The organism is Rhizobium sp. RHZ01 (assembly GCF_014851595.1).
Lineage (GTDB): Bacteria > Pseudomonadota > Alphaproteobacteria > Rhizobiales > Rhizobiaceae > Rhizobium > Rhizobium altiplani.
On record NZ_JACUZZ010000011.1, the window covers coordinates 117,577 to 135,716 of the forward strand.

Annotated in this window: 17 protein-coding genes; 8 read left to right on the plus strand and 9 right to left on the minus strand. The window is 58.8% G+C overall.

Annotation, left to right across the window (positions count from 1 at the left end; genetic code table 11):
- Positions 1–144: 144 nt before the first annotated feature.
- The 5 genes from hydA to IB248_RS13930 form a co-directional block, all read right to left on the minus strand.
- Entirely contained in the window at positions 145–1,557 is a 1,413-nt protein-coding gene (gene hydA / locus IB248_RS13910; RefSeq protein WP_169683064.1) for a dihydropyrimidinase, read from the minus strand.
- Positions 1,557–2,828 (minus strand): cysteine desulfurase-like protein, encoded by a 1,272-nt coding sequence (locus tag IB248_RS13915; protein WP_113471638.1) that lies wholly within the window; start codon positions 2,826–2,828, stop codon positions 1,557–1,559. Before IB248_RS13915 ends, hydA begins: the two co-directional genes overlap by 1 nt.
- Positions 2,829–2,856: 28 nt before the next feature.
- Positions 2,857–3,594 (minus strand): amino acid ABC transporter ATP-binding protein, encoded by a 738-nt coding sequence (locus tag IB248_RS13920; protein ID WP_025662401.1) that lies wholly within the window; start codon positions 3,592–3,594, stop codon positions 2,857–2,859.
- Positions 3,591–4,265: an amino acid ABC transporter permease gene (locus IB248_RS13925; RefSeq protein WP_018116615.1), complete on the minus strand. Its 675-nt coding sequence runs from the start codon at positions 4,263–4,265 to the stop codon at positions 3,591–3,593. Before IB248_RS13925 ends, IB248_RS13920 begins: the two co-directional genes overlap by 4 nt.
- A gap of 70 nt (positions 4,266–4,335) precedes the next feature.
- Positions 4,336–5,130, minus strand: a complete 795-nt coding sequence (locus IB248_RS13930) for a transporter substrate-binding domain-containing protein (protein ID WP_018116614.1) — start codon at positions 5,128–5,130, stop codon at positions 4,336–4,338.
- Between the two features lie 163 nt (positions 5,131–5,293).
- Here IB248_RS13930 and IB248_RS13935 point away from each other — a divergent pair, with 163 nt between their 5' ends.
- The gene (locus IB248_RS13935; RefSeq protein ID WP_018857933.1) at positions 5,294–5,980 is read left to right on the plus strand and encodes a FadR/GntR family transcriptional regulator; all 687 of its coding nucleotides are present in this window, start codon (positions 5,294–5,296) and stop codon (positions 5,978–5,980) included.
- Between the two features lie 428 nt (positions 5,981–6,408).
- Complete coding sequence (locus tag IB248_RS13940; RefSeq protein ID WP_246734496.1) at positions 6,409–6,564, plus strand: hypothetical protein; 156 nt, start codon at positions 6,409–6,411, stop codon at positions 6,562–6,564.
- Between the two features lie 45 nt (positions 6,565–6,609).
- Here the strand turns inward: IB248_RS13940 and IB248_RS13945 are convergent, their stop codons facing one another.
- Together IB248_RS13945 and IB248_RS13950 are read right to left on the minus strand one after the other, a co-directional pair.
- Positions 6,610–7,032 carry a type II toxin-antitoxin system VapC family toxin gene (locus IB248_RS13945; protein ID WP_018857931.1) on the minus strand — a complete coding sequence of 141 codons (423 nt, stop codon included), beginning with the start codon at positions 7,030–7,032 and terminating at the stop codon, positions 6,610–6,612.
- On the minus strand, positions 7,029–7,283 hold the full coding sequence (locus tag IB248_RS13950; protein ID WP_192241100.1) for a type II toxin-antitoxin system prevent-host-death family antitoxin: 255 nt from the start codon (positions 7,281–7,283) through the stop codon (positions 7,029–7,031). The genes IB248_RS13945 and IB248_RS13950 overlap by 4 nt, the downstream gene beginning before the upstream one ends.
- A gap of 406 nt (positions 7,284–7,689) precedes the next feature.
- Between IB248_RS13950 and IB248_RS13955 the strand changes: the two genes are divergently transcribed.
- Positions 7,690–8,829 carry a Fic family protein gene (locus tag IB248_RS13955; RefSeq protein ID WP_192241101.1) on the plus strand — a complete coding sequence of 380 codons (1,140 nt, stop codon included), beginning with the start codon at positions 7,690–7,692 and terminating at the stop codon, positions 8,827–8,829.
- Between the two features lie 301 nt (positions 8,830–9,130).
- Here IB248_RS13955 and IB248_RS13960 read toward each other — a convergent pair whose 3' ends face one another.
- Both IB248_RS13960 and IB248_RS13965 read right to left on the minus strand, forming a co-directional pair.
- A complete protein-coding gene (locus tag IB248_RS13960; protein WP_192241102.1) occupies positions 9,131–11,068 on the minus strand; it encodes a DUF5054 domain-containing protein in 1,938 nt (645 codons plus the stop codon).
- Positions 11,069–11,097: 29 nt separating this feature from the next.
- Complete coding sequence (locus tag IB248_RS13965; protein WP_192241103.1) at positions 11,098–12,135, minus strand: LacI family DNA-binding transcriptional regulator; 1,038 nt, start codon at positions 12,133–12,135, stop codon at positions 11,098–11,100.
- Between the two features lie 274 nt (positions 12,136–12,409).
- On the opposite strand from IB248_RS13965, the gene IB248_RS13970 reads away from it, so the two are divergent.
- From IB248_RS13970 to IB248_RS13990, 5 genes are all read left to right on the plus strand, one after another.
- Complete coding sequence (locus IB248_RS13970) at positions 12,410–13,774, plus strand: extracellular solute-binding protein (protein ID WP_192241104.1); 1,365 nt, start codon at positions 12,410–12,412, stop codon at positions 13,772–13,774.
- A gap of 78 nt (positions 13,775–13,852) precedes the next feature.
- Positions 13,853–14,761, plus strand: coding sequence for a sugar ABC transporter permease (locus IB248_RS13975; RefSeq protein ID WP_192241105.1), 909 nt, complete (start codon positions 13,853–13,855; stop codon positions 14,759–14,761).
- Entirely contained in the window at positions 14,761–15,591 is an 831-nt protein-coding gene (locus IB248_RS13980; RefSeq protein ID WP_018857924.1) for a carbohydrate ABC transporter permease, read from the plus strand. The genes IB248_RS13975 and IB248_RS13980 overlap by 1 nt, the downstream gene beginning before the upstream one ends.
- A 13-nt stretch (positions 15,592–15,604) precedes the next feature.
- A complete protein-coding gene (locus IB248_RS13985; protein ID WP_029792795.1) occupies positions 15,605–16,705 on the plus strand; it encodes an ABC transporter ATP-binding protein in 1,101 nt (366 codons plus the stop codon).
- Positions 16,706–16,711: 6 nt separating this feature from the next.
- A complete protein-coding gene (locus tag IB248_RS13990) occupies positions 16,712–18,112 on the plus strand; it encodes a CehA/McbA family metallohydrolase (protein ID WP_192241106.1) in 1,401 nt (466 codons plus the stop codon).
- Positions 18,113–18,140 lie beyond the last annotated feature (28 nt).

Consider the following 18,140-nt stretch of genomic DNA (forward strand, 5'->3'; position numbering starts at 1 on the left):
AAGACCTGCATCGGCTTCCCCCAAAATGCGAAAACGCCGAGAACGGGAAAGGGCTATGGCTCTGCGGTAGCACCCTCAGCCGCTCTCCAGCTTTCAACCACCATACTTCGCCAAGCTACGCAAAACCAAAGAGCGTTTTCGCATTTATCTATTTTGCGATACGACGCCAACTTTCGCCCGGCGAAGATAGGCACCCTGACCCGCAGCGCCGGTGAACGCCTCTCCATCAACGATGGTCGCGCCACGCAGGATGACGCGCACGGGCCAGCCCTCGACCTCAAGACCTTCATAGGGTGTGTAATCGGCGCCGTGATGCAGGATGTCGTTGGTGATGGTCACCTTCTTCGACGGATCCCAGAGGGCAATATCGGCATCCGAGCCGATCGCGATCGTGCCCTTCTGCGGATAGAGGCCATATTGCTTGGCATGATTGGTGGATGACAGCGCCACAAAGCGGTTGATATCGATCCGGCCTTTGCTCACCCCTTCCGAAAACAGAATGGGCAACCGCGTCTCGACGCCGGGAATGCCGTTTGGAATCCAACGGAAATTCCGCTTGCCCTTCTCGTTGAGCTTGCCTCCCTCATCCTCGTAACGGAAGGGGCAATGATCGGACGAGAAAAGTTCGAACGTGCCATTCTGCAGGCCTTCCCAGCAGGCAATCTGGCTTTCCTTGTCCCGCGGCGGCGGCGAGCAAACGAATTTCGCGCCCTCAAGCTCGGCAGCATCGAGATCGTCTGCCGTCAACAGCAGATATTGCGGGCAGGTTTCGCCCGCGACCTTGCCGCCGCGCTTGCGGGCCCGCTCGATTTCTTCCATCGCCTGGCGGTTCGAGACATGGACGATGACAATCGACGTATCGACGATTTCGGCAAGCGAAAGCGCCCGATGCGTCGCCTCGCGCTCAGCCGCGGCAGGCCTGCTCAGCGCGTGGAATTTCGGCGCCAGATCGCCATTCCGCTCATGTTTGCCGATCAGATAGCGGATTGCGTCTTCATTCTCGCAATGGACCATGACGAGCGCGCCGGAACGGCGGGCGCTGTCCAATGTATCGAGGATCTGGTCGTCGCGCAGGCGAAGGTTCTCATAGGTCATGAAGACCTTGAGCGAGGTATAGCCATCCTCGACAAGCGCCGGAAGCTCCTGCCCGAGCACATAGGCCGTGGGATCGCTAAGGATCAGATGAAACGATACGTCGATATGGCACTGGCCATCGGCCTTGGCATGGTAATCCTTCAGCGATTCACGCAGCGTCGTGCCCTTTTCCTGCAGGCAGAAAGGCAGGATCGTCGTGTTCCCGCCAAAGGCGGCCGAAAGGGTACCGCTCGCGAAATCGTCGGCCATGACGATCCCGTCGCCCGAGGGTTGGGCGATATGGACATGGCTGTCGATGCCGCCGGGCATGACATAGAGGCCGGTGGCATCGATGATCTCATCGGCATCATCAAGACCAGCGGCCAGCGCAGCGATCTTTCCATCGCGAATCCCGACATCGCTACGAAACGTATCGCTCGCGGTGAAGACTGTGCCGTTCTTGATGATGGTATCGAAATGCATCAGGCAGCCCCCTTGTTCAGGCCCGCATTGTCGCGCCCCAAGATTTCATCAAGCGCCGCAATCAGTCCATCGACCTCAGCGACCGTGTTGTAATGCACCATGGAAACGCGCACGGCGCCATTGTACTGCGGCAGGCCAACATGGTCGCCAAGCCGCCGCGCGTGGAAATCGCCAAAACGGATTGCGATCTTATAGGCGTCCATGGCCTTGCAGATATCTTCCGAATTGCGCCCCTCGAAGACGAAGCTGATCGTCGGGATACGCCGGCCATTGCGGTTTGCCGTCTCGCCGATGATGCGGCAATCGTTGCGGCTGCGCAGATAGGTTAGCAGCCGATCCGTCAGCGCGTTTTCCTGAATGGTGATCGCCTCGAAGGCCGCAAGGATCAGTTGACGCGGCGAGCCCGAGGCGCCGGATTTTGCGCCGAGTTCGCAGAGATAATCGACGATCCCCGTGACCGAATAGGCGAGCTCGTAGTTCGGATTGCCCGGCTCCAGCTTTCCCGGAACCTTGTCGCGCCCATAGAAGAAGTGATAAAGCGGATCGAGCTCCAGAAGATAATCATATTTGCCGTACATCATCGCGTAGTGCGGGCCGTAAGTCTTGTAGAAGCTGAAGACGTAATAATCGACATCCATCGCTCGGACATCGACGGCGCGATGCGGCGCATAGGCGACGGCATCGACACAGATACGCGCGCCGCGCGCATGCACCATGGCCGCGATATCGGCGATCGGATTGATGGCGCCGAGAATATTGGAGACATGGGTGACGCAGACGAGCCTTGTCTTCTCGCTCATCAGTGGTTCGAGATCGGCAAGGTCGAGCTCATAGGTCTTGGTGTCGAGCGGCCAGAACTTGACGACGACGCCCATGTCGCGCAGCCCGTCCCAAGGCCCGATATTGGACTCGTGGTCCGAAATGGTAACTATGATCTCGTCGCCGGCCGAAAGCTGGCTGCGCATGGCGCGCGCCAGATTCTGCAGCAGCACCGTGGTCGAGCTCCCGAAGATGATTTCTTCCGGGCGCGCCGCGTTCACCAGATGTGTGGCGGCGACGCGGCTTTCCATCAACGCCTTCGCCGCCTGCTGCGACACGTCGTAGCTGCCGCCGATCTGGACGTTCTTGTCATAGAGGAACGTATTGATGCGCTCGACCGCGCGCTTCAGGATCTGCGAGCCTCCGGCATTGTCGAAAAACGTCCATCCATGCTGAAGCCCCGGGAACTGGCTCCTGACAAAGTCGATGTCGAGTGGGCGTTGCGTCTCCATGTGGTCCTCCGGAACCTTGTCTTTATTGTCAGTGATTGAGAACGGCGCGCAGGAAGCTCTTCGTGCGCTCCTCCCGCGGATTGTCGAATATCTCGGCGGGTGTGCCGGCTTCCACTATCCGGCCGCCATCCATGAAAATGACACGGTCGGCGACCTGACGGGCAAAGCCCATCTCATGCGTAACCACGATCATGGTGACGCCGGTGCCGGCGAGCGTGCGCATGACGTCGAGCACTTCGCCCACCATCTCCGGGTCGAGCGCCGAGGTGGGCTCGTCGAAGAGCAGTACGCGCGGCTCCATCGCCAGCGCGCGGGCGATCGCCACTCGCTGCTGCTGGCCGCCGGACAGCTGTTCCGGATACTTCTCCGCCTGCTCGGTGATACCGACGCGGGCAAGCAGTTCGCGCGCCTTGCGGGCGGCCTCATCAGGCGGTGTGCCGCGTACCCGCATCGGCGCGATCATGATGTTCTTCATGACCGTCAAATGCGGGAAGAGGTTGAAGGACTGGAACACCATTCCGACTTCTGCGCGCACTTGCGCCAGATTGCGCCCGCGCTCCACCTTGATGCCATCGACCTCGACGTGGCTATCGTTTGCGAAGCTCTCCAGGTGGTTGATGCAGCGGATCAGCGTCGATTTACCGGAGCCCGAGGGGCCGATAACGCACACGACCTCGCCTTCGCCGATTGCCAGATCGATGCCGTGAAGGACCTGGAAATTGCCATAAGACTTGTTGAGGTTGTGGATATTGACAATGGTTTTCATCGACGCCTCCCGGCACTGAAGCGTTTTTCGAGACGGGCAACGATGCTGACCAGCGGCCACAGGAACGCGACGTAGATGATGGCTGCGCCAATGAGCGGCGAGGGATTTGCCATCAATGCCTGCGCCTGCGTTGCCTGCTTCAGCAAATCGGGCATGGCGACAACGGACGCCAGCGCCGTATCCTTCATCACGTTGATGCAGTTGTTCGTCAGCGGCGGAATGACGATCTTGATCGCCTGCGGCAGAATGATTTCCACCATCATGTGACGATAGGAAAGTCCGAGCGCTTCCGAGGCCTCGAACTGGCCGCGCGGAATGGCTTCGATGCCGGCGCGAAAGATCTCCGCCGTGTAAGCCGTCGAAACGATCGTCAAGGCAGCGGCGGCCGAAAGGAACGGCGAGAGCCGGATGCCGACGAAAGGCAAGGCATAGTAGATCACGATGAGCAGCACTAGCAGCGGAATTGAGCGGAAGATGTCGATATAGATCTTGGCAAGCGCTTGGAGAAACGTGGCGCCATAGAGGCGCAGGAGCGCGAGGATCAACCCACCCGCCAGGCCGCCAACGATGCTGACGACGCCAAGTTCGAGGGTGATCCAGAGGCCGGAGAGGAGCAGCGGAAAAGAGCGCTCCAGCACCGCCAGATTAAAAAAGGTCGTAAAGATATCCATTTAGGCACCGGTCGGTCGTTGTGGGGCGGATGGCGGACAAGCCGCCATCCGTGGCCTGAACCATCCGGCCTTACTTAGCAGCAGGCATGTCGGCGACCTTGATTGTAGAGGTCGTATCCTCGGCCTTCGCGCCGAACCAGGTTTCGTGCAGCTTGGCGATGAAGCCCTCGCCCTTCAGTGTCGTAATCACGTCGTTGACCTGCTTGGCCAACGGGTCGCCCTTGTTGAACATGATCGAGTATTTTTCGCCGGTCGGGATACGCTCGACGACCTTGATTGTCGGCTTGTCCTTTACGTAATACTGAAGCGCCGGAATATCGCTGATATAGCCGTCGATGCGGCCGGCAGCGAGATCGAGCATGGCCGGTTGCAGGCCTTCGAAGCGGCGGATTTCGCCGAGGCTGTATTTGGCGGTGTTGGTGGTTGCCCACACGTCGCCAGTCGAACCCGTGTCGACGCCAACCACCTTGCCGCTCATGCCCGAGAGATCCTTGATGCCGGCGGTAGCCATGACAGTAAGCGACTGGTCGCTGTCATAGTAGGGCTGGGCAAAGCTAACCGATTCCAGGCGCTTCTCGGTGATGGTGATCGACGAGACGGCCATGTTGATTCGGCCCGACTGGACGGCAGAAAAGAGGCCGTTGAACGGGATGTTGACGAATTCGACGGACTTGTTGAGGCGCTTGGCAATTTCGGTGATGAGATCGACTTCAAAGCCGACGGTCTTGCCGGTTTCGTCCTGGAATTCCCATGGCACATTGCCGATATTGGCGCCGACGGAAAGATCGGCGGCAAGGGATGCATGGCTGGCGAAGGCGAGAACGCCCGAAATCACCGCAGTCTTCAGAAAGGAAAAATGACGCATCTAGGTTCCCCTTGTTTTATGGCGCGTATTTTTGCTAATGGTCTAACCGGTCTGACCAGTCAGGCCAAATCAATCATGGTATCTTGTCATTTGCAAGCGCGTGATGGATTTAAATGTACGGGGCGAACCAGACGCGCCGATCAGATGTCGGAGAAGCGCAAGAATGCTGAACAGGACTTTGGTGCCGCAATCGGCGGCTCGACTGATACAGGACATGATCCAGAGCGGCGAACTCGCCGCCGGTCAGAAGATTCCGTCGCAGCGTGATTTTTCCCTGAAGCTCGGCATCAGCCGGGCCTCGCTACGCGAAGCGCTGCTGACTCTCGAAACTCTGGGCTTGATCAAAACCGAAGCCGGCCGAGGCACCTTTGTTGCCGACCCTGGCGCCCCGGGAAGCAATATGGCACCCTGGCGCTACTCCGACACCTATTCGGTCTTCGACGTCTTCCAGACGCGCATCATGCTTGAGGGCAATATCGCCGCACTCGCCGCCGGACGCCTCACCGGCAATCAGCTGCAGGCGATGGAAGCGGCAACGAAGCAGATGGAGGATTGCTGGGCCAAACAGGATCTGCTGGCCAATGTCGAAGCCGATCTCGAATTCCACGGCATCATTGCGTCTGCCTGCAGCAATGCCATGCTGCGGGCGCTTTACCAAGTCGTGCGCGAGCAGCTGACGGAAACGCAGCGCCAACCGATTCCGATCACAGAGCCCGCGCGCATGCAGGCCTCGATCGCCGAGCATCGCCGCATCATTGCGGCTCTAAGCGACAATGATGCGGCACGCGCCCGCCTTGAAATGGAAACGCATGTACTCAACACGGCGCGCTGCGCGGGGCTGAACCCGTGAACTTCAGTGGCGCGGCCATCATGACGGTTTCGATCGAGCAGAGGTGCCCCCCCACAAGCAACGCGAGCCGCGTCAACAACGCCGGCCATATATCGCGGGCACGACTCGTCTGGTCTAGAGCGGGGTCGAACCTACGACCCACTGTTGTTTCGCGTCGATCTCATCCGAACTCTTAGAGACGTCAGAGGCTTAGAAATCCCAGTCCTCGTCCTCGGCCGCCAGTGCCTTGCCAATGACATAGGAGAACTGTCTCGAATTTCTGATAGCTGTCGTCCTCTCGCTGCAAAAGTCTGAATCCGCTCGAGTGAAGTCTGGGCAGTCATCTAGCTCGCGATCAACTGACAGACCTGACAAACTATCTCGTGGAAATTGGATGGAAACGGATGGATAAATAGTGCATGACAGTGTCCCAAGAATTGGATGGGAATATGGAATTTCTAAACACGGCGACCGTGCGGATCACGCCCGAAGTCCTGTCGCTGATCACCGAAATCGACGAATTCAAAGGTGCTTGGCGTTCTATCGGCCGGATCGCGCCTGAGGGGCTATCCAGCCTCTGGCGATCACAAAAAACTCTGGGGTGATCTAAGGAATTAAAAGGACATCCCTAGCGGGTGCCCGCGCCGAGTTCAGTCTTGCCACGGGTCAACGACGATCACGCCCGTATCATCGAAATCCTGAACATTACGCGTGACTACAGTTAAACCGTGAACCAGCGCGGTAGCGGCGATCAAAGCATCAGCCTCGTTGCGGCGGTCTGGAATATGTAAGTGGGCACAACGCGTCGCTATCGCGTCATCGATTGGCAGAACTCGCTCGGCGAATTCAGGGCGAACACGACTATCCATCCATCCTCGCAAGCGAGAGCCCTGGGCGGCGTCGCGACGTTGGATGGTTAATATCCCGCGCTCAATTTCCAGGATCGTAATCGCGGAAATGAACAAGTCATTTGAATCTTGCGCCCCGACCCACTTTGTCACATTGGCGTCTGCTTTACCGTCTCCAACTTTTCGCAACTCGGAGACGACGTTTGTATCCAACAGGTACTTCAAGACAGATCGACCTCGCGAGGTGCAATTTCGACTCTCGGCGGATCCAATTCGATCGTCGACAAACCAGGCATTGAAAGAGCATCGACGAGATTGCGGCGCTTGCCGGTCAGGCGCACGAATTCGCTGTACGTCATCAACACATGTGACGGCTTCCCGCGATCTGTAATAACTACAGGTCCTTTTTTTGCAGCCTTCTTTGCCCTACTCACGTCGTGGTTCAACTCTCGGCTAGACAAACTTGTGATGCTCATAGAATTCCTCCATGTAGGAACATACCTACATATAGGATACGGTTGAATGTGGAGCAATATCCAAGTTAGCCGACGTGAACGGGTTGGAACTGATGACCCCTTTGTTTTGTTTTCCTCTGACAACAAATTGTCCAGGCTAGGCAATGACCTGTAACGGGACTCACAGATTTCCAAGTTCGAGATTTACCAAACCTGGTGTTTCCGCTCACCTTCGACGGACGGTGCTGGAGTCCGTTTTGCTCGCACCGGACCACAGACATTCGTTGTCAGGTAACGCTGAGTGAGACAGGCGCTATCGGTCGAAATGACCGTACAGTAGTAAAATGCGGAGATTAACCTCAACAATATCCGCATAAATGCGGAGATTATGCTTGCCATTCTCCGCATTCGTACCCTATCTTGAGACATGACCTATATATGGCAGTCTGCCTACTGGCCGCGTTTCGAATGGAAATTCGATAACCTTGCATCAAGACTTGCAACCGTACGCCTCGATCAGGGGCGCCTCATCGGCCGTGTGGAGAGCCTCGGTTTTCGTACGCGCGAGGCGACCTTTCTGCGAGCGCTAACTGACGACGTCGTCAAGTCGTCGGCGATCGAGGGAGTGCGGCTGGATGAACAACAGGTGCGGTCGTCGCTGGCACGGCGGCTCGGAATCGATATCGACGGATTCGTGACACCCGACCGCTCGGTTGAGGGGATCGTCCATATCACGCTCGATGCCACAATCAATTGCTCGGAACCACTGACGACGGAGCGGCTGTTTCAATGGCATGCGGCCCTTTTTCCGACCGGCCGCAACGAATGGGGTCACCGGCTTCGCGTCGGCGATTGGCGCGACGACTCAGGCGGCCGCATGGAAATCGTTTCCGGCGCATTTGGACATGAGAAAGTCCACTATGTTGCTCCACCAGCAGATCGCATGGACGCTGAGATGTCAGCCTTCCTCGAATGGTTTAACGGATCGAACGACCTTGATCCTCTCGTTAAAGCAGCGATCGCCCACCTCTGGTTCGTCGCCATCCACCCTTTTGGCGATGGTAATGGCCGCATAACCCGCGCAATCGCCGATATGGTGCTCGCACGCGGTGATGGCGGCGCTCAGAGACTTTACTCCATGTCTGCAGCGATCGAGAGATCGCGCCTCGGCTACTATGAAGCCCTGCAGTCAATCACGAGCAAGGAAGCTCTCGATATCACGAGCTGGATCGGGTGGTTCCTGGATCGTCTGGGCAATGCTGTCGGCGACGCGTTGCTAACCCTCGACAACGTCATGCTGAAGAATGATTTCTGGCAAGCCCATGCCACAGGCGATCTCAATCCGCGACAAGCCAAGGTCCTTAACCAATTGCTAGAAGGAAACTTCGAAGGCAAGCTTACATCGACGAAATGGGCGAAATTGACGAACGCATCCCAGGACACAGCGTCTCGCGATATTGCGGACCTGTTGGCGAAAGGGATCCTGCAAAAAGGTGAGGCTGGTGGGCGCAGCACAGCCTATGAACTGGTTATGGACTTTCCGACGCACACCTCGCGATCCGAGTGAGATCGATCCGATCAGCCACAAGACCCTCCGGTGAGCCGTACACCATGGAAGCAATCAGACGAGATCGCCGGCGGTTTGCCGGGTTGGTCGCTTATTGCGACTACTCTGCGTCTGTCTCTACCAGAAGCGACGAGCGTTCCTCGATTTTGCGGTAAAGTGCCTTCAGCCAGGGTTGTGCTCTTGATAAGATCTGAGCCATCAATCCTGTATACTTGAAGACTGAAGCTCTTTAAGAGCGGGGCGCGGCAATGCCGGTGAATTCCGATCAGGTGGGCCGGACCAGTTTCTCACTTTGTAGACTTCAGTATCCGGTGGATTCCGTGATCCGGAAGCGGGCGACGATATCGCCCTCGCACCACATGGGGAAATTGGTTCCCCACTTATTGTTGTGCAGATTGAAGCGGATGCCTTCGGCAAAGCTCGGGCGCGTCTTGCAGAAGGTCATGAAGTCCCAGCTCTGCGGCGCCACCAGCGGTGTATCCAGCGGCTCGATCGTCAAAGTGGAGGCCTCCCGCGCAGCAGCGACCGCCTGAAGCTGTGCCCCGCCACTTTCGGCAATGCGCTCCGATGAGTGCCAGAGGCCCATCTTGTTGAAACTCCAGTCCGATGCGCCGGCCGGCGTGAAAGACAGGAAACTTGCCTCCGGCATTCGGTTCGCGGGCTTGCCGCGCAACACGAACGTCAGAATCAACCCCTCCCCCTCCTCCATATGCAGCGACAAAATCGGCGGCGCTCCATACTGCCCGTTTGCCTGTTTGGGCATGGAGAGGACGGCGGAGGATCCCTCTGCAGCCGTCAGCACCGGCACGAAGACCTTGGAGAGACCGGCTCCAGAAGCGGCAAGACCCGGCTTGTCGTGGTCGAGGATCGCCCATTCCTGCCGATGCGTCAGATAGGTGTCCATATGCCGCGCCATGTCGGTGGCGTCGTAGCTCTCGTAGCGGTATGCGACCAGAGAATGTCGTCCCTCCGTGTCAGTTCGGCCTTCAATCGTACGCCCGGCGGGCGTGACAAGGGCCGTGAGATCTCCGGTTACCGGGTCGACATGAGCTTCCCATCGGCCGGCACTGATCGTTCCGGCCCGAGCCGAAATCGCTGGCAGGGCGGGTGCAGCGAGCCTGGAAATTGCCGCTTCGGCAATCTCGCGGTCGTCACACCCCAGCATCGAGACAGCCTTGTCGATATAGGCCCGTTGCTCGGCCCAGGAAACTTCCGAATAGGCAAACCGGTAATCGGATGCCCGCGCAACTTCGAAGTCCTTCCGCGACCAGGCCTTGTCGTCCCGGAGATAGGTCTTGATGTCAACGCCGCACGTGTGTTCGGCGACCATTGCCAGGCCGCGCCCGAATGCGAGCCGGCTCGGTGTCAGCCCGTCGTCAGCGAAACGGTCATACTGGCGTTGCAATGCGAGGAACCGGGCGGTCTTTTGGGGATCCGTGGCGCTTCCGTGGATCCAGCTGTCGCCGAGTTCGATATCGAGCACCGGGAATTGTTCGCGGGCATCCCAGAGGATTGCGCCGTAGTCTTCGAGTGTCGCGGCGCGTATGACAGCATCTGGCGCCTTGTGGTGCATCTCGCGATAGACGTCCACAGTCTGAGCCACGCTCTGCGGGCCGATGTTGTCGCTGGTATGGGCAAAACTCAGCGCGTCGCTCATGCCTTCCGGAAAATAGGTCTCGCCATAGGAACGCTGGTACATGACGACGATCTCCTCGCCGCCCGGGGCTCGCCAGCGGAAGACATCCGGCACGTTCGGTGGTGGAGAGGCTGTGTTGACGCCCAGATGCAAGAAACGAATGCCGGCGTCGGCGAGCATCGGCACCATCCCGAGCGTATGACCCGGCACATCGGTCATCTTGGCGGCGATCGTCCTCTTGCCGAAACGCCGGTCGAGTTCTTGCGAATAGGAGAGGCCGGCACGGAAAAGCGCCGGGGACATCAGTTCCGTATGCGTCGTGTAGGGCAGGCCGTGCCAGCGGATGAGACCGTGCTCGATCGCCTGTTCCAGACGCTTGACCTCTGCCGGTGAGCGGGAATTCAGGTGATCCCAGATCAGCCAGGCGCCAGTCGTCCAGATGAAGCGCGGCTCATCCGGGTTCTCGGCGAAGAAGTGCGCGCCCGTCTCGATTGCCTGAGGAATGAACCGGTCGTGATACTGTTTGCGGACCTTTTCCGCGTGATCGGTGAAGCCGATGTCGAGATGCGTCTTGAAGACCAGATGGACGCGCTTTTCTGTCATTTCCATTTCAATCAGCCGATCAATTTCAATCAACCCACTGTGCCACGCACGACGAGCCGGGTGCCGAGCGTTTCGGTCAATGGACCGTCGTCGGGATTCCTCAGACGCCGGAGAATGAGGCGAACGAGGGCGCGGACGCGGTCCTCGAGATCGATCCGGACGGTGGTGAGATTGTAAGCTTTCCAGTGCGACTGCGGGATGTCGTCGAATCCGATGACCTTGACGTCGCCCGGCACCGAAAAGCCAAGATCGTGGCGCAGGGCATCAATCGCCCCGAAGGCACCGACGTCGTTGGCGGCAAAGATCGCGTCCGCACCGTCCTCGACCCGGAAAAGGTCGAGCGTGGCGCGATAGGCGGTATCGTAGGTATAGTCGCCATCGATGACTGTCGGCGGCTGCATACCGCGCTCGACGAGGATTTTGGTGATCATCCGCTCGCGCTCGCGGTTGGCGAGCGACTGGCGCTTGCCGCCGAGATAAGCAACGCGACGGACACCGTACCCCTGCAGCAGCGCAACGGCCTGCTCGATACCGTCCCGCTGGCGCACCAGCAGCCGGTCGTAAAGACTGGAGGATGTGTCCGCAAATTGCGCACCGTCGTCGTAGATCACGTAGATCGGCACGGCGCGGTCGAGAAAGCCGCTCAAAACGTCGGCATCGACATTTTCCGTGAAGGCGATCACAGAATCGGGGTTGAAGCCGCGCATATAGGTAAGCAGTGTCTGGTCCATGCTGAAATCGGCCTTGGCCTTGAACAGCAAGGTCGCGAAGCCTTCGGCCTGCAGCGCCGTCGTCAGCGCGTCGATCTCCTGGCTTTCCCAGGGTGAACAGACATCAGGCACGATCATGCCAACCAGATGCGAGCGGCGGGTAACAAGAGATCGGGCTGCCATGTCCGGCGTGTAATTCAGTTCGCGGGCAATCTGCAGGATTCGGTCGCGCTTTTCCGGCTTCAACGATGCATTCGGATTGAAAGCGCGGGACACGGCGACGCGCGAGACATTCGCTTCTCGGGCCACGAGATCCGCCGTCGCACGGGCGCTCTTTCTGTCATTTCGTGCGGTCATCAATGCATCAACAAAATGAAAACGTGTTCACTATTTTGGGACCTAAACAATAGTGCGTCAAGGGGCCGGCGATGCGATTCCTGCTGGCAACCGCGCAACTTGCGAATTTGTGGAGTCAAAATTGATTTCTCGTCTCGAAGGCACTGTTGACAAAAATGAAAACGTGTTCACTCTAAGGGCCGGGTGAGGCGAGGCACGCCGGGAGGAGGGTTCCGGCGGTCCGAATGCACCGAACCAACTTGTCCGGTAACGGACCAATTCGGGAGGAATTCACATGCGCAAGAGCATACGTTTTCTGTTGCTGGGCGCTTCGGCGGTGATTGCGCTGTCGAGCCAGGCCATGGCGGCGACGGAACTCAACATCACCTGCCGCTGCGTCATCGGCGGCGTCAACAGCGGCATGGCGGAATGGATCGAGAAGAAGGTCATTCCCGCCTTTACCGCCAAGATGAAGGCAGACGGCAAAGATGTCACCGTCAAGCTCACTCAATTCGGCGGAGCTGACGAGCAGCTGACCCAGCAGCTCGCGCTGGACTTTTCCAGCGGCGCTGGCGCTGATGTTTCCGGCTTCGACGGCTTCCTCATTCCGAGCTTCGTTCAGGGCGGCCTCCTGAAGCCGCTCGATGAGATCGGCGGCGCCGATGTCGAAAAATGGGATGGCTGGGGCCATATTTCCGACGGCACCAAGGCGCTGATGAGCTATCAGGGCAAGCCCTATGGCATCGCGCTCGGCACCGATGCCCGTATGATTTTCGTACGCAAGGACCTGTTCAAGAAGGCAGGTATTGACGCTGACGGCTGGCAGCCGAAGTCCTGGGCCGAACTGCTCGACGCCGCCCGTAAGCTGAAGGCGGCTGATCCAGCGAGTTTCCCGCTACAGATCAATGCCGGCGTCTCGATGGGCGAAGCCACCACGATGCAGGGCTACTGGATGGCTTTGCTCGGCACTGGCGAGCAGGTGACTGACGAGAGCGGCAAATATATCGTTTCGAGCCAGGGCATTCTGGACACGCTCAATCTCTACAAGACCGTCTATGTCGACGACAAGCTTGGCGATCAACGCGCCCAGATGCTTGGCGATGGGCGCAATCGTACCTTCGCGAACTTTCGCGAGGGCAAGACGGCGATGTTGATCGAAAGCGACTGGTTCTATCGTTCCGTTACCAAGCCGGGCGCGGAATTTGCGGTCGCGGACCGCGACAATGTGATGACTTGGAAGAAGATGCCGTCCGAACAGCCGGGCCGGGGCCTGCGCGGCCAGGATTTCGTCACCATTTCCGGCGGTACGGGTTTCGTCATCAATCCGCATACGGACGCGCCGCAAGAGTCCTGGGCGCTGCTCTCCTTCATGAACAGCCAGGAACAGCTCACCGCCTTTCAGGATATCCAGCCGGCCATCCGCATTCGCGACGATGTCGCGATCCCGAATTCGCCGTTCCTGACCGAAACCGCCAAGACGCTGCTGCCGTTCACGACAGCCCGACCGAACGACGCCAACTACAACAAGGTCTCCGCCGAAATCCAGCGCATGACCGAGGCCGTCGTTTCAGGCGAACTGACACCGGAAGACGCGATGAAGCAGTACAAGGAAGCAGTCACCGCCATCGTTGGCCAAGAGAACACAATCAGCCGTCTCTGATCACCAAAATCAAACGGAGGCCGGTCGGCAAGGTCCGGCCTCCGCGTCGCGGCAGGCGCTGCCACGGGGTAATCGCGCATGAAAAAATTCTCCCTGCTTTCCACGCGCGCGGGCGCGGTGTTTCTCGCCCCCGTCGCCGCGCTGGTCGGCGTTTTCGTCATCATCCCGTTCTTCTGGGTGATCGTCGTTTCCTTCACAAACAAAACGCTACTCGGCCGCACGGCCCTCGATCCCGATTTTGTCGGGCTGCAGAACTATTTTACGCTGTTCAACCCCGCGACGTTCTTTACGCGCGGCCAGTTCGGCTTTTCGCTGATCCTGACGGTCCAGTTCGTGTTATTTTCGGCACTGATCGGCCAGGCCTTGCTCGGGCTCATCCTTGCCTGGCTCAGCCAGTCCGTCTCGCCGACGCTCAAGAATTTCCTGCAGACGGCTGTCATTGCTGCCTGGATCCTGCCGGAAGTGGTGATCGGCTTCGCCTGGTTCGCCTTTCTCGATTACGACAATGGTACACTGAACATGATCATGCGCGGCCTCGGTCTGCCGCCGGGCGACTTGCTGCTGCAACAGCCTTTCTGGGTCATCGTGGTCTTCAACACCTGGCGGGGCGCGGCCTTCTCCATGATGTTGTTCAACTCCGCCTTCCAGTCGATACCTCCGAGCTATTTTCAGGCGGCTGATGTTGCCGGTGCGAGTTCGTGGCAGAAACTGCGCGATATCGCCCTGCCACTGATACGCGGCCATGTGGTGACAGATCTCATCCTTATCACCATGTGGACATTCAACGTCTTCACGCCCTTCCTGCTGACCAGCGGTGGCCCCTCATACCGGACCGAGCTGCTGTCGATCTACACCTACCGGGTTGCCTTCAAGGACTTCGAATTTGGTCGCGGCGCGGCAGTCGGTGTCATCATCATGCTGATCAACCTCGCCTTCGCGCTTATCTACCTGCAAATCGCCAAGAAGAAGAAGGCGGAGGCCGAGTGATGCAGATTTCCCGCAGCATCTATATGCGCCGCGCGGTCTTTTCGGTCGTCGCCTCGCTGATCGGCGTGGTCTTCGCCCTGCCGCTTGTGTGGTTCATCTTCGCGCCGTTCAATGCGCGCGCAGAACTCGGCCTTGCCATTCCCTCGCCGTTCACGCTGTCCAATTTCGTGACCGTGTTCCAGAACAGCTTCGCGATGCACGCGCTCTTGAACAGCCTGATCCAGGCCTTTGGGGGTGTCATTCTGGTCGGCGGCGCTGCTACACTTGCCGCCTATGCGCTGTCGCGATCGTCCATTCCCGGCAAGGGCGCGGTCACCTATATCCTCCTGCTTTTCTCCTCGGTCGTGTCCGGCTCGGCAGCCATGGTGCCGATCTTCCTGATCATCTCGGCAATCGGATTGATCGACACGCATCTCGCCGTCATCCTGGTGTTCGCTGGCGGGCTGTTGCCGACCGCCATGTTCATCCTGCGTGACTTCATCGACGCCATTCCGCGATCCTACGAGGAAAGCGCCATGGTGGCCGGCGCCTCACCGATCCAGGCTTTTTTCGATGTGGCGCTACCGGTCATCCGGCCCGGGATCGTCGTGGTCGTCGTCTGGGCCTTCGTGAACATCTGGGGAAGTTTCCTCATCCCGTTCATCCTGCTGCGCAAGGATACGCTGATGCCGGCTTCGGTCGCCATCTATTCCTTCTATTCGGAGGCCGGTACGCCGATTGTCACGTTGCTCGCCGCCTATTCGCTCATCTACTCGCTGCCCGTCATTGTGCTTTACCTATTCGTCAACTGGAAGTTTGGCTTCCGGTTCTTCGGCGGCATCAAGTCGTAATTGGACCTTTCTCATGGCTTCAGTCGAATTCCAGAACGTCTCCAAAACATTCGGTTCGTTTACCGCGGTACCGGACATCAGCTTCTCGATCGCCGATGGCGAATTCGTCTGCCTGCTCGGCCCTTCCGGCTGCGGCAAGACGACGAGCCTGCGAATGATTGCCGGCCTTGAAACTCCCTCCGCCGGCAAGGTCCTGATCGGCGGCAAGGACGTCACCTATCTGTATCCCAAGGATCGGCAGATCTCGATGGTCTTTCAGGACTATGCGCTTTATCCGCATATGAATCTCGCCGACAATATCGCCTATCCGCTGAAGGTGCGCGGCGAGACCGAGGACAAGCGACATGCACGCGCCAGAGAAGTGGCCGACGTCCTGAAGATCGGTGACCTGATGAGGCGACTGCCGAGTCAGATTTCCGGCGGCCAACAGCAGCGCACCTCGCTTGCTCGTGCGCTCGTCTATCCGAGTCAGGTCTATCTCTTCGACGAGCCGCTTTCAAACCTCGATGCCAAGCTCCGCCTCGAGGCCCGCGGTTTCCTCAACCACCTGCAGCGCGACATGGGCATGACCGCCGTCTACGTGACCCACGATCAGGCCGAGGCCATGGCGCTTGCGACCCGCATCGCCGTCATGGACAAGGGCCGGATCGTGCAGTTCGCGCCGCCAATCGAGATTTATCGCCGGCCGGCTACGACATTCGTGGCAAATTTTGTCGGCAATCCACCGATGAACCTCGTGCCGGTGGCGGCAATGGTCGATGGCGGGCAACTGCGGTTGCGCGCGGACGGCCTGACCCTGCCCAGCCTCCCTGTGTCCGATGCCATCGCCAAGGCTGCGGCGAAAGGCAAGATGACGCTCGGAATTCGCCCGGAACACCTACGAATGGCGGAGGCGGGCGACGCCAATACGATTGCCGGAAAGCTGTTTGCCAACGAGAACATGGGGCCGGAAAGTCTGGTTACGATGGAACGTGCAGATTCCGGCCGGGTGACCGCGCGCATCTTCACCGACGACGAAATACGCACCGGCGATCAGGTCACACTCTCCTTCGATACCCGCCACGTGACGCTGTTCGACGAGACCGGCGCCCGTATTCCGGCAATAGGCGAGTAAGCCGTCATGGTCGAAATCACCGTTCACGTGACCCCTGCTGATCAGGCCGCCGATCCATATTTCTACGTGCCCGTCGATATTCCCGCCGACACGACACGCATCGACGTGACAATGAGCTACCCGAAGGCTGACGATTGCATCATCGATCTCGGAATGCTCGATCCCCATGCCGGCGATTATCCGACCACGGCGGGTTTTCGCGGCTGGAGCGGCGGGGCGCGGGATCGTTTCTTCGTTGCGACCGATGATGCGACGCCGGGCTACATTCATGGTGAAATCCCGGCCGGCGTATGGAAGGTGATGCTCGGCCTCTACAAGGTACCGCCCGGCGGTGCCGATGTGCGGCTGACAGTCCTCTTCGACAGCGCATCGCGCGAACTCTTGCCACCACCGGCGCGAACTTTCCCGGTGCGACAGGGCGCGGGCTGGTATCGCGGCGACCTGCATTGCCACACCTTTCATTCAGATGCGGCCGGCTCGCCCGAACTCCTGCACGCTGCAGCCAAGCAGGCAGGCCTCGATTTCCTTGCGATCGCCGACCACAACACGATCACCCAGCGACGTTATTTCCATCCGCATTCTTCGCCGGAACTGATTTTTGTGCGTGCGATGGAAATCACCACCGCCGTCGGACATGCCAATGTCTACGGTGTCGATGAATGGATAGATTTCCGCATGACGAAACCAGAGCATGCCCATACGCTGTCGCGTCTTGTTCATGACCATGGTGGCCTTCTTTCGATCAACCACGACAAACCGACGATCCAGTGGGACTATGACCTGCCGAGGATCGACTGTATGGAAGTCTGGCAATCTCACTGGATGGCCTGGAACTGGGTATCACTCGGCCGTTATCAGGACCGGCTCGCCTCTGGCCTCAAGATTTCAGCAATTGGCGGCAGCGACTTTCATCAGCCTGCACGGCTGATGCCGGAAGGACCGCTGGCTCTGGCCCGCCCGACGACGGTGCTATGGCTCGATGAACTTTCAGAAGACGCGATCCTCGCCGCCATGAAGGCCGGGCGCGGTTACGTAACAGAAAGCCCAACCGGTCCGCACCTTGCTCTGACCGTCAATGGCCAGCCGATGGGGTCGACGACGCACGCCGAAGTTACCGCAACGGCGGAAACGAAACGCGCGGAAGGCGATACGCTCGTATGGATCGACGCGACCGGCATACTTTCGACCGAGACGATACGTTCCGATGATTGGACCGGTGGCTTCACCGGCAGGCCGAAGGCTTTTCTGCGCACTGAAATCATCGCTGCTGCAAGTCGCGAGGGCTTGATTTCCGAATTCTCCTCAGCGCTCGAAGGACGTTCGCTCCCTTGGCAGCTCCAGGGCGTTGATATGGCAAACCAACCGATCCGCCGGGCGATCAGCAACCCGGTCTATGTAGAATGGTGACAGGAGCGCCGGAAGATCCTTTTGCGAC

Excerpts from the sequence above, each read along its gene's own strand:
- hydA (WP_169683064.1), bottom strand. The coding sequence starts at position 1,557 with ATGCATTTCGATACCATCATCAAGAACGGCACAGTCTTCACCGCGAGC.
- IB248_RS13915 (WP_113471638.1), bottom strand. The coding sequence starts at position 2,828 with ATGGAGACGCAACGCCCACTCGACATCGACTTTGTCAGGAGCCAGTTC.
- IB248_RS13920 (WP_025662401.1), bottom strand. The coding sequence starts at position 3,594 with ATGAAAACCATTGTCAATATCCACAACCTCAACAAGTCTTATGGCAAT.
- IB248_RS13925 (WP_018116615.1), bottom strand. The coding sequence starts at position 4,265 with ATGGATATCTTTACGACCTTTTTTAATCTGGCGGTGCTGGAGCGCTCT.
- IB248_RS13930 (WP_018116614.1), bottom strand. The coding sequence starts at position 5,130 with ATGCGTCATTTTTCCTTTCTGAAGACTGCGGTGATTTCGGGCGTTCTC.
- IB248_RS13935 (WP_018857933.1), top strand. The coding sequence starts at position 5,294 with ATGCTGAACAGGACTTTGGTGCCGCAATCGGCGGCTCGACTGATACAG.
- IB248_RS13940 (WP_246734496.1), top strand. The coding sequence starts at position 6,409 with ATGGAATTTCTAAACACGGCGACCGTGCGGATCACGCCCGAAGTCCTG.
- IB248_RS13950 (WP_192241100.1), bottom strand. The coding sequence starts at position 7,283 with ATGAGCATCACAAGTTTGTCTAGCCGAGAGTTGAACCACGACGTGAGT.
- IB248_RS13955 (WP_192241101.1), top strand. The coding sequence starts at position 7,690 with ATGACCTATATATGGCAGTCTGCCTACTGGCCGCGTTTCGAATGGAAA.
- IB248_RS13960 (WP_192241102.1), bottom strand. The coding sequence starts at position 11,068 with ATGACAGAAAAGCGCGTCCATCTGGTCTTCAAGACGCATCTCGACATC.
- IB248_RS13965 (WP_192241103.1), bottom strand. The coding sequence starts at position 12,135 with ATGACCGCACGAAATGACAGAAAGAGCGCCCGTGCGACGGCGGATCTC.
- IB248_RS13970 (WP_192241104.1), top strand. The coding sequence starts at position 12,410 with ATGCGCAAGAGCATACGTTTTCTGTTGCTGGGCGCTTCGGCGGTGATT.
- IB248_RS13975 (WP_192241105.1), top strand. The coding sequence starts at position 13,853 with ATGAAAAAATTCTCCCTGCTTTCCACGCGCGCGGGCGCGGTGTTTCTC.
- IB248_RS13980 (WP_018857924.1), top strand. The coding sequence starts at position 14,761 with ATGCAGATTTCCCGCAGCATCTATATGCGCCGCGCGGTCTTTTCGGTC.
- IB248_RS13985 (WP_029792795.1), top strand. The coding sequence starts at position 15,605 with ATGGCTTCAGTCGAATTCCAGAACGTCTCCAAAACATTCGGTTCGTTT.
- IB248_RS13990 (WP_192241106.1), top strand. The coding sequence starts at position 16,712 with ATGGTCGAAATCACCGTTCACGTGACCCCTGCTGATCAGGCCGCCGAT.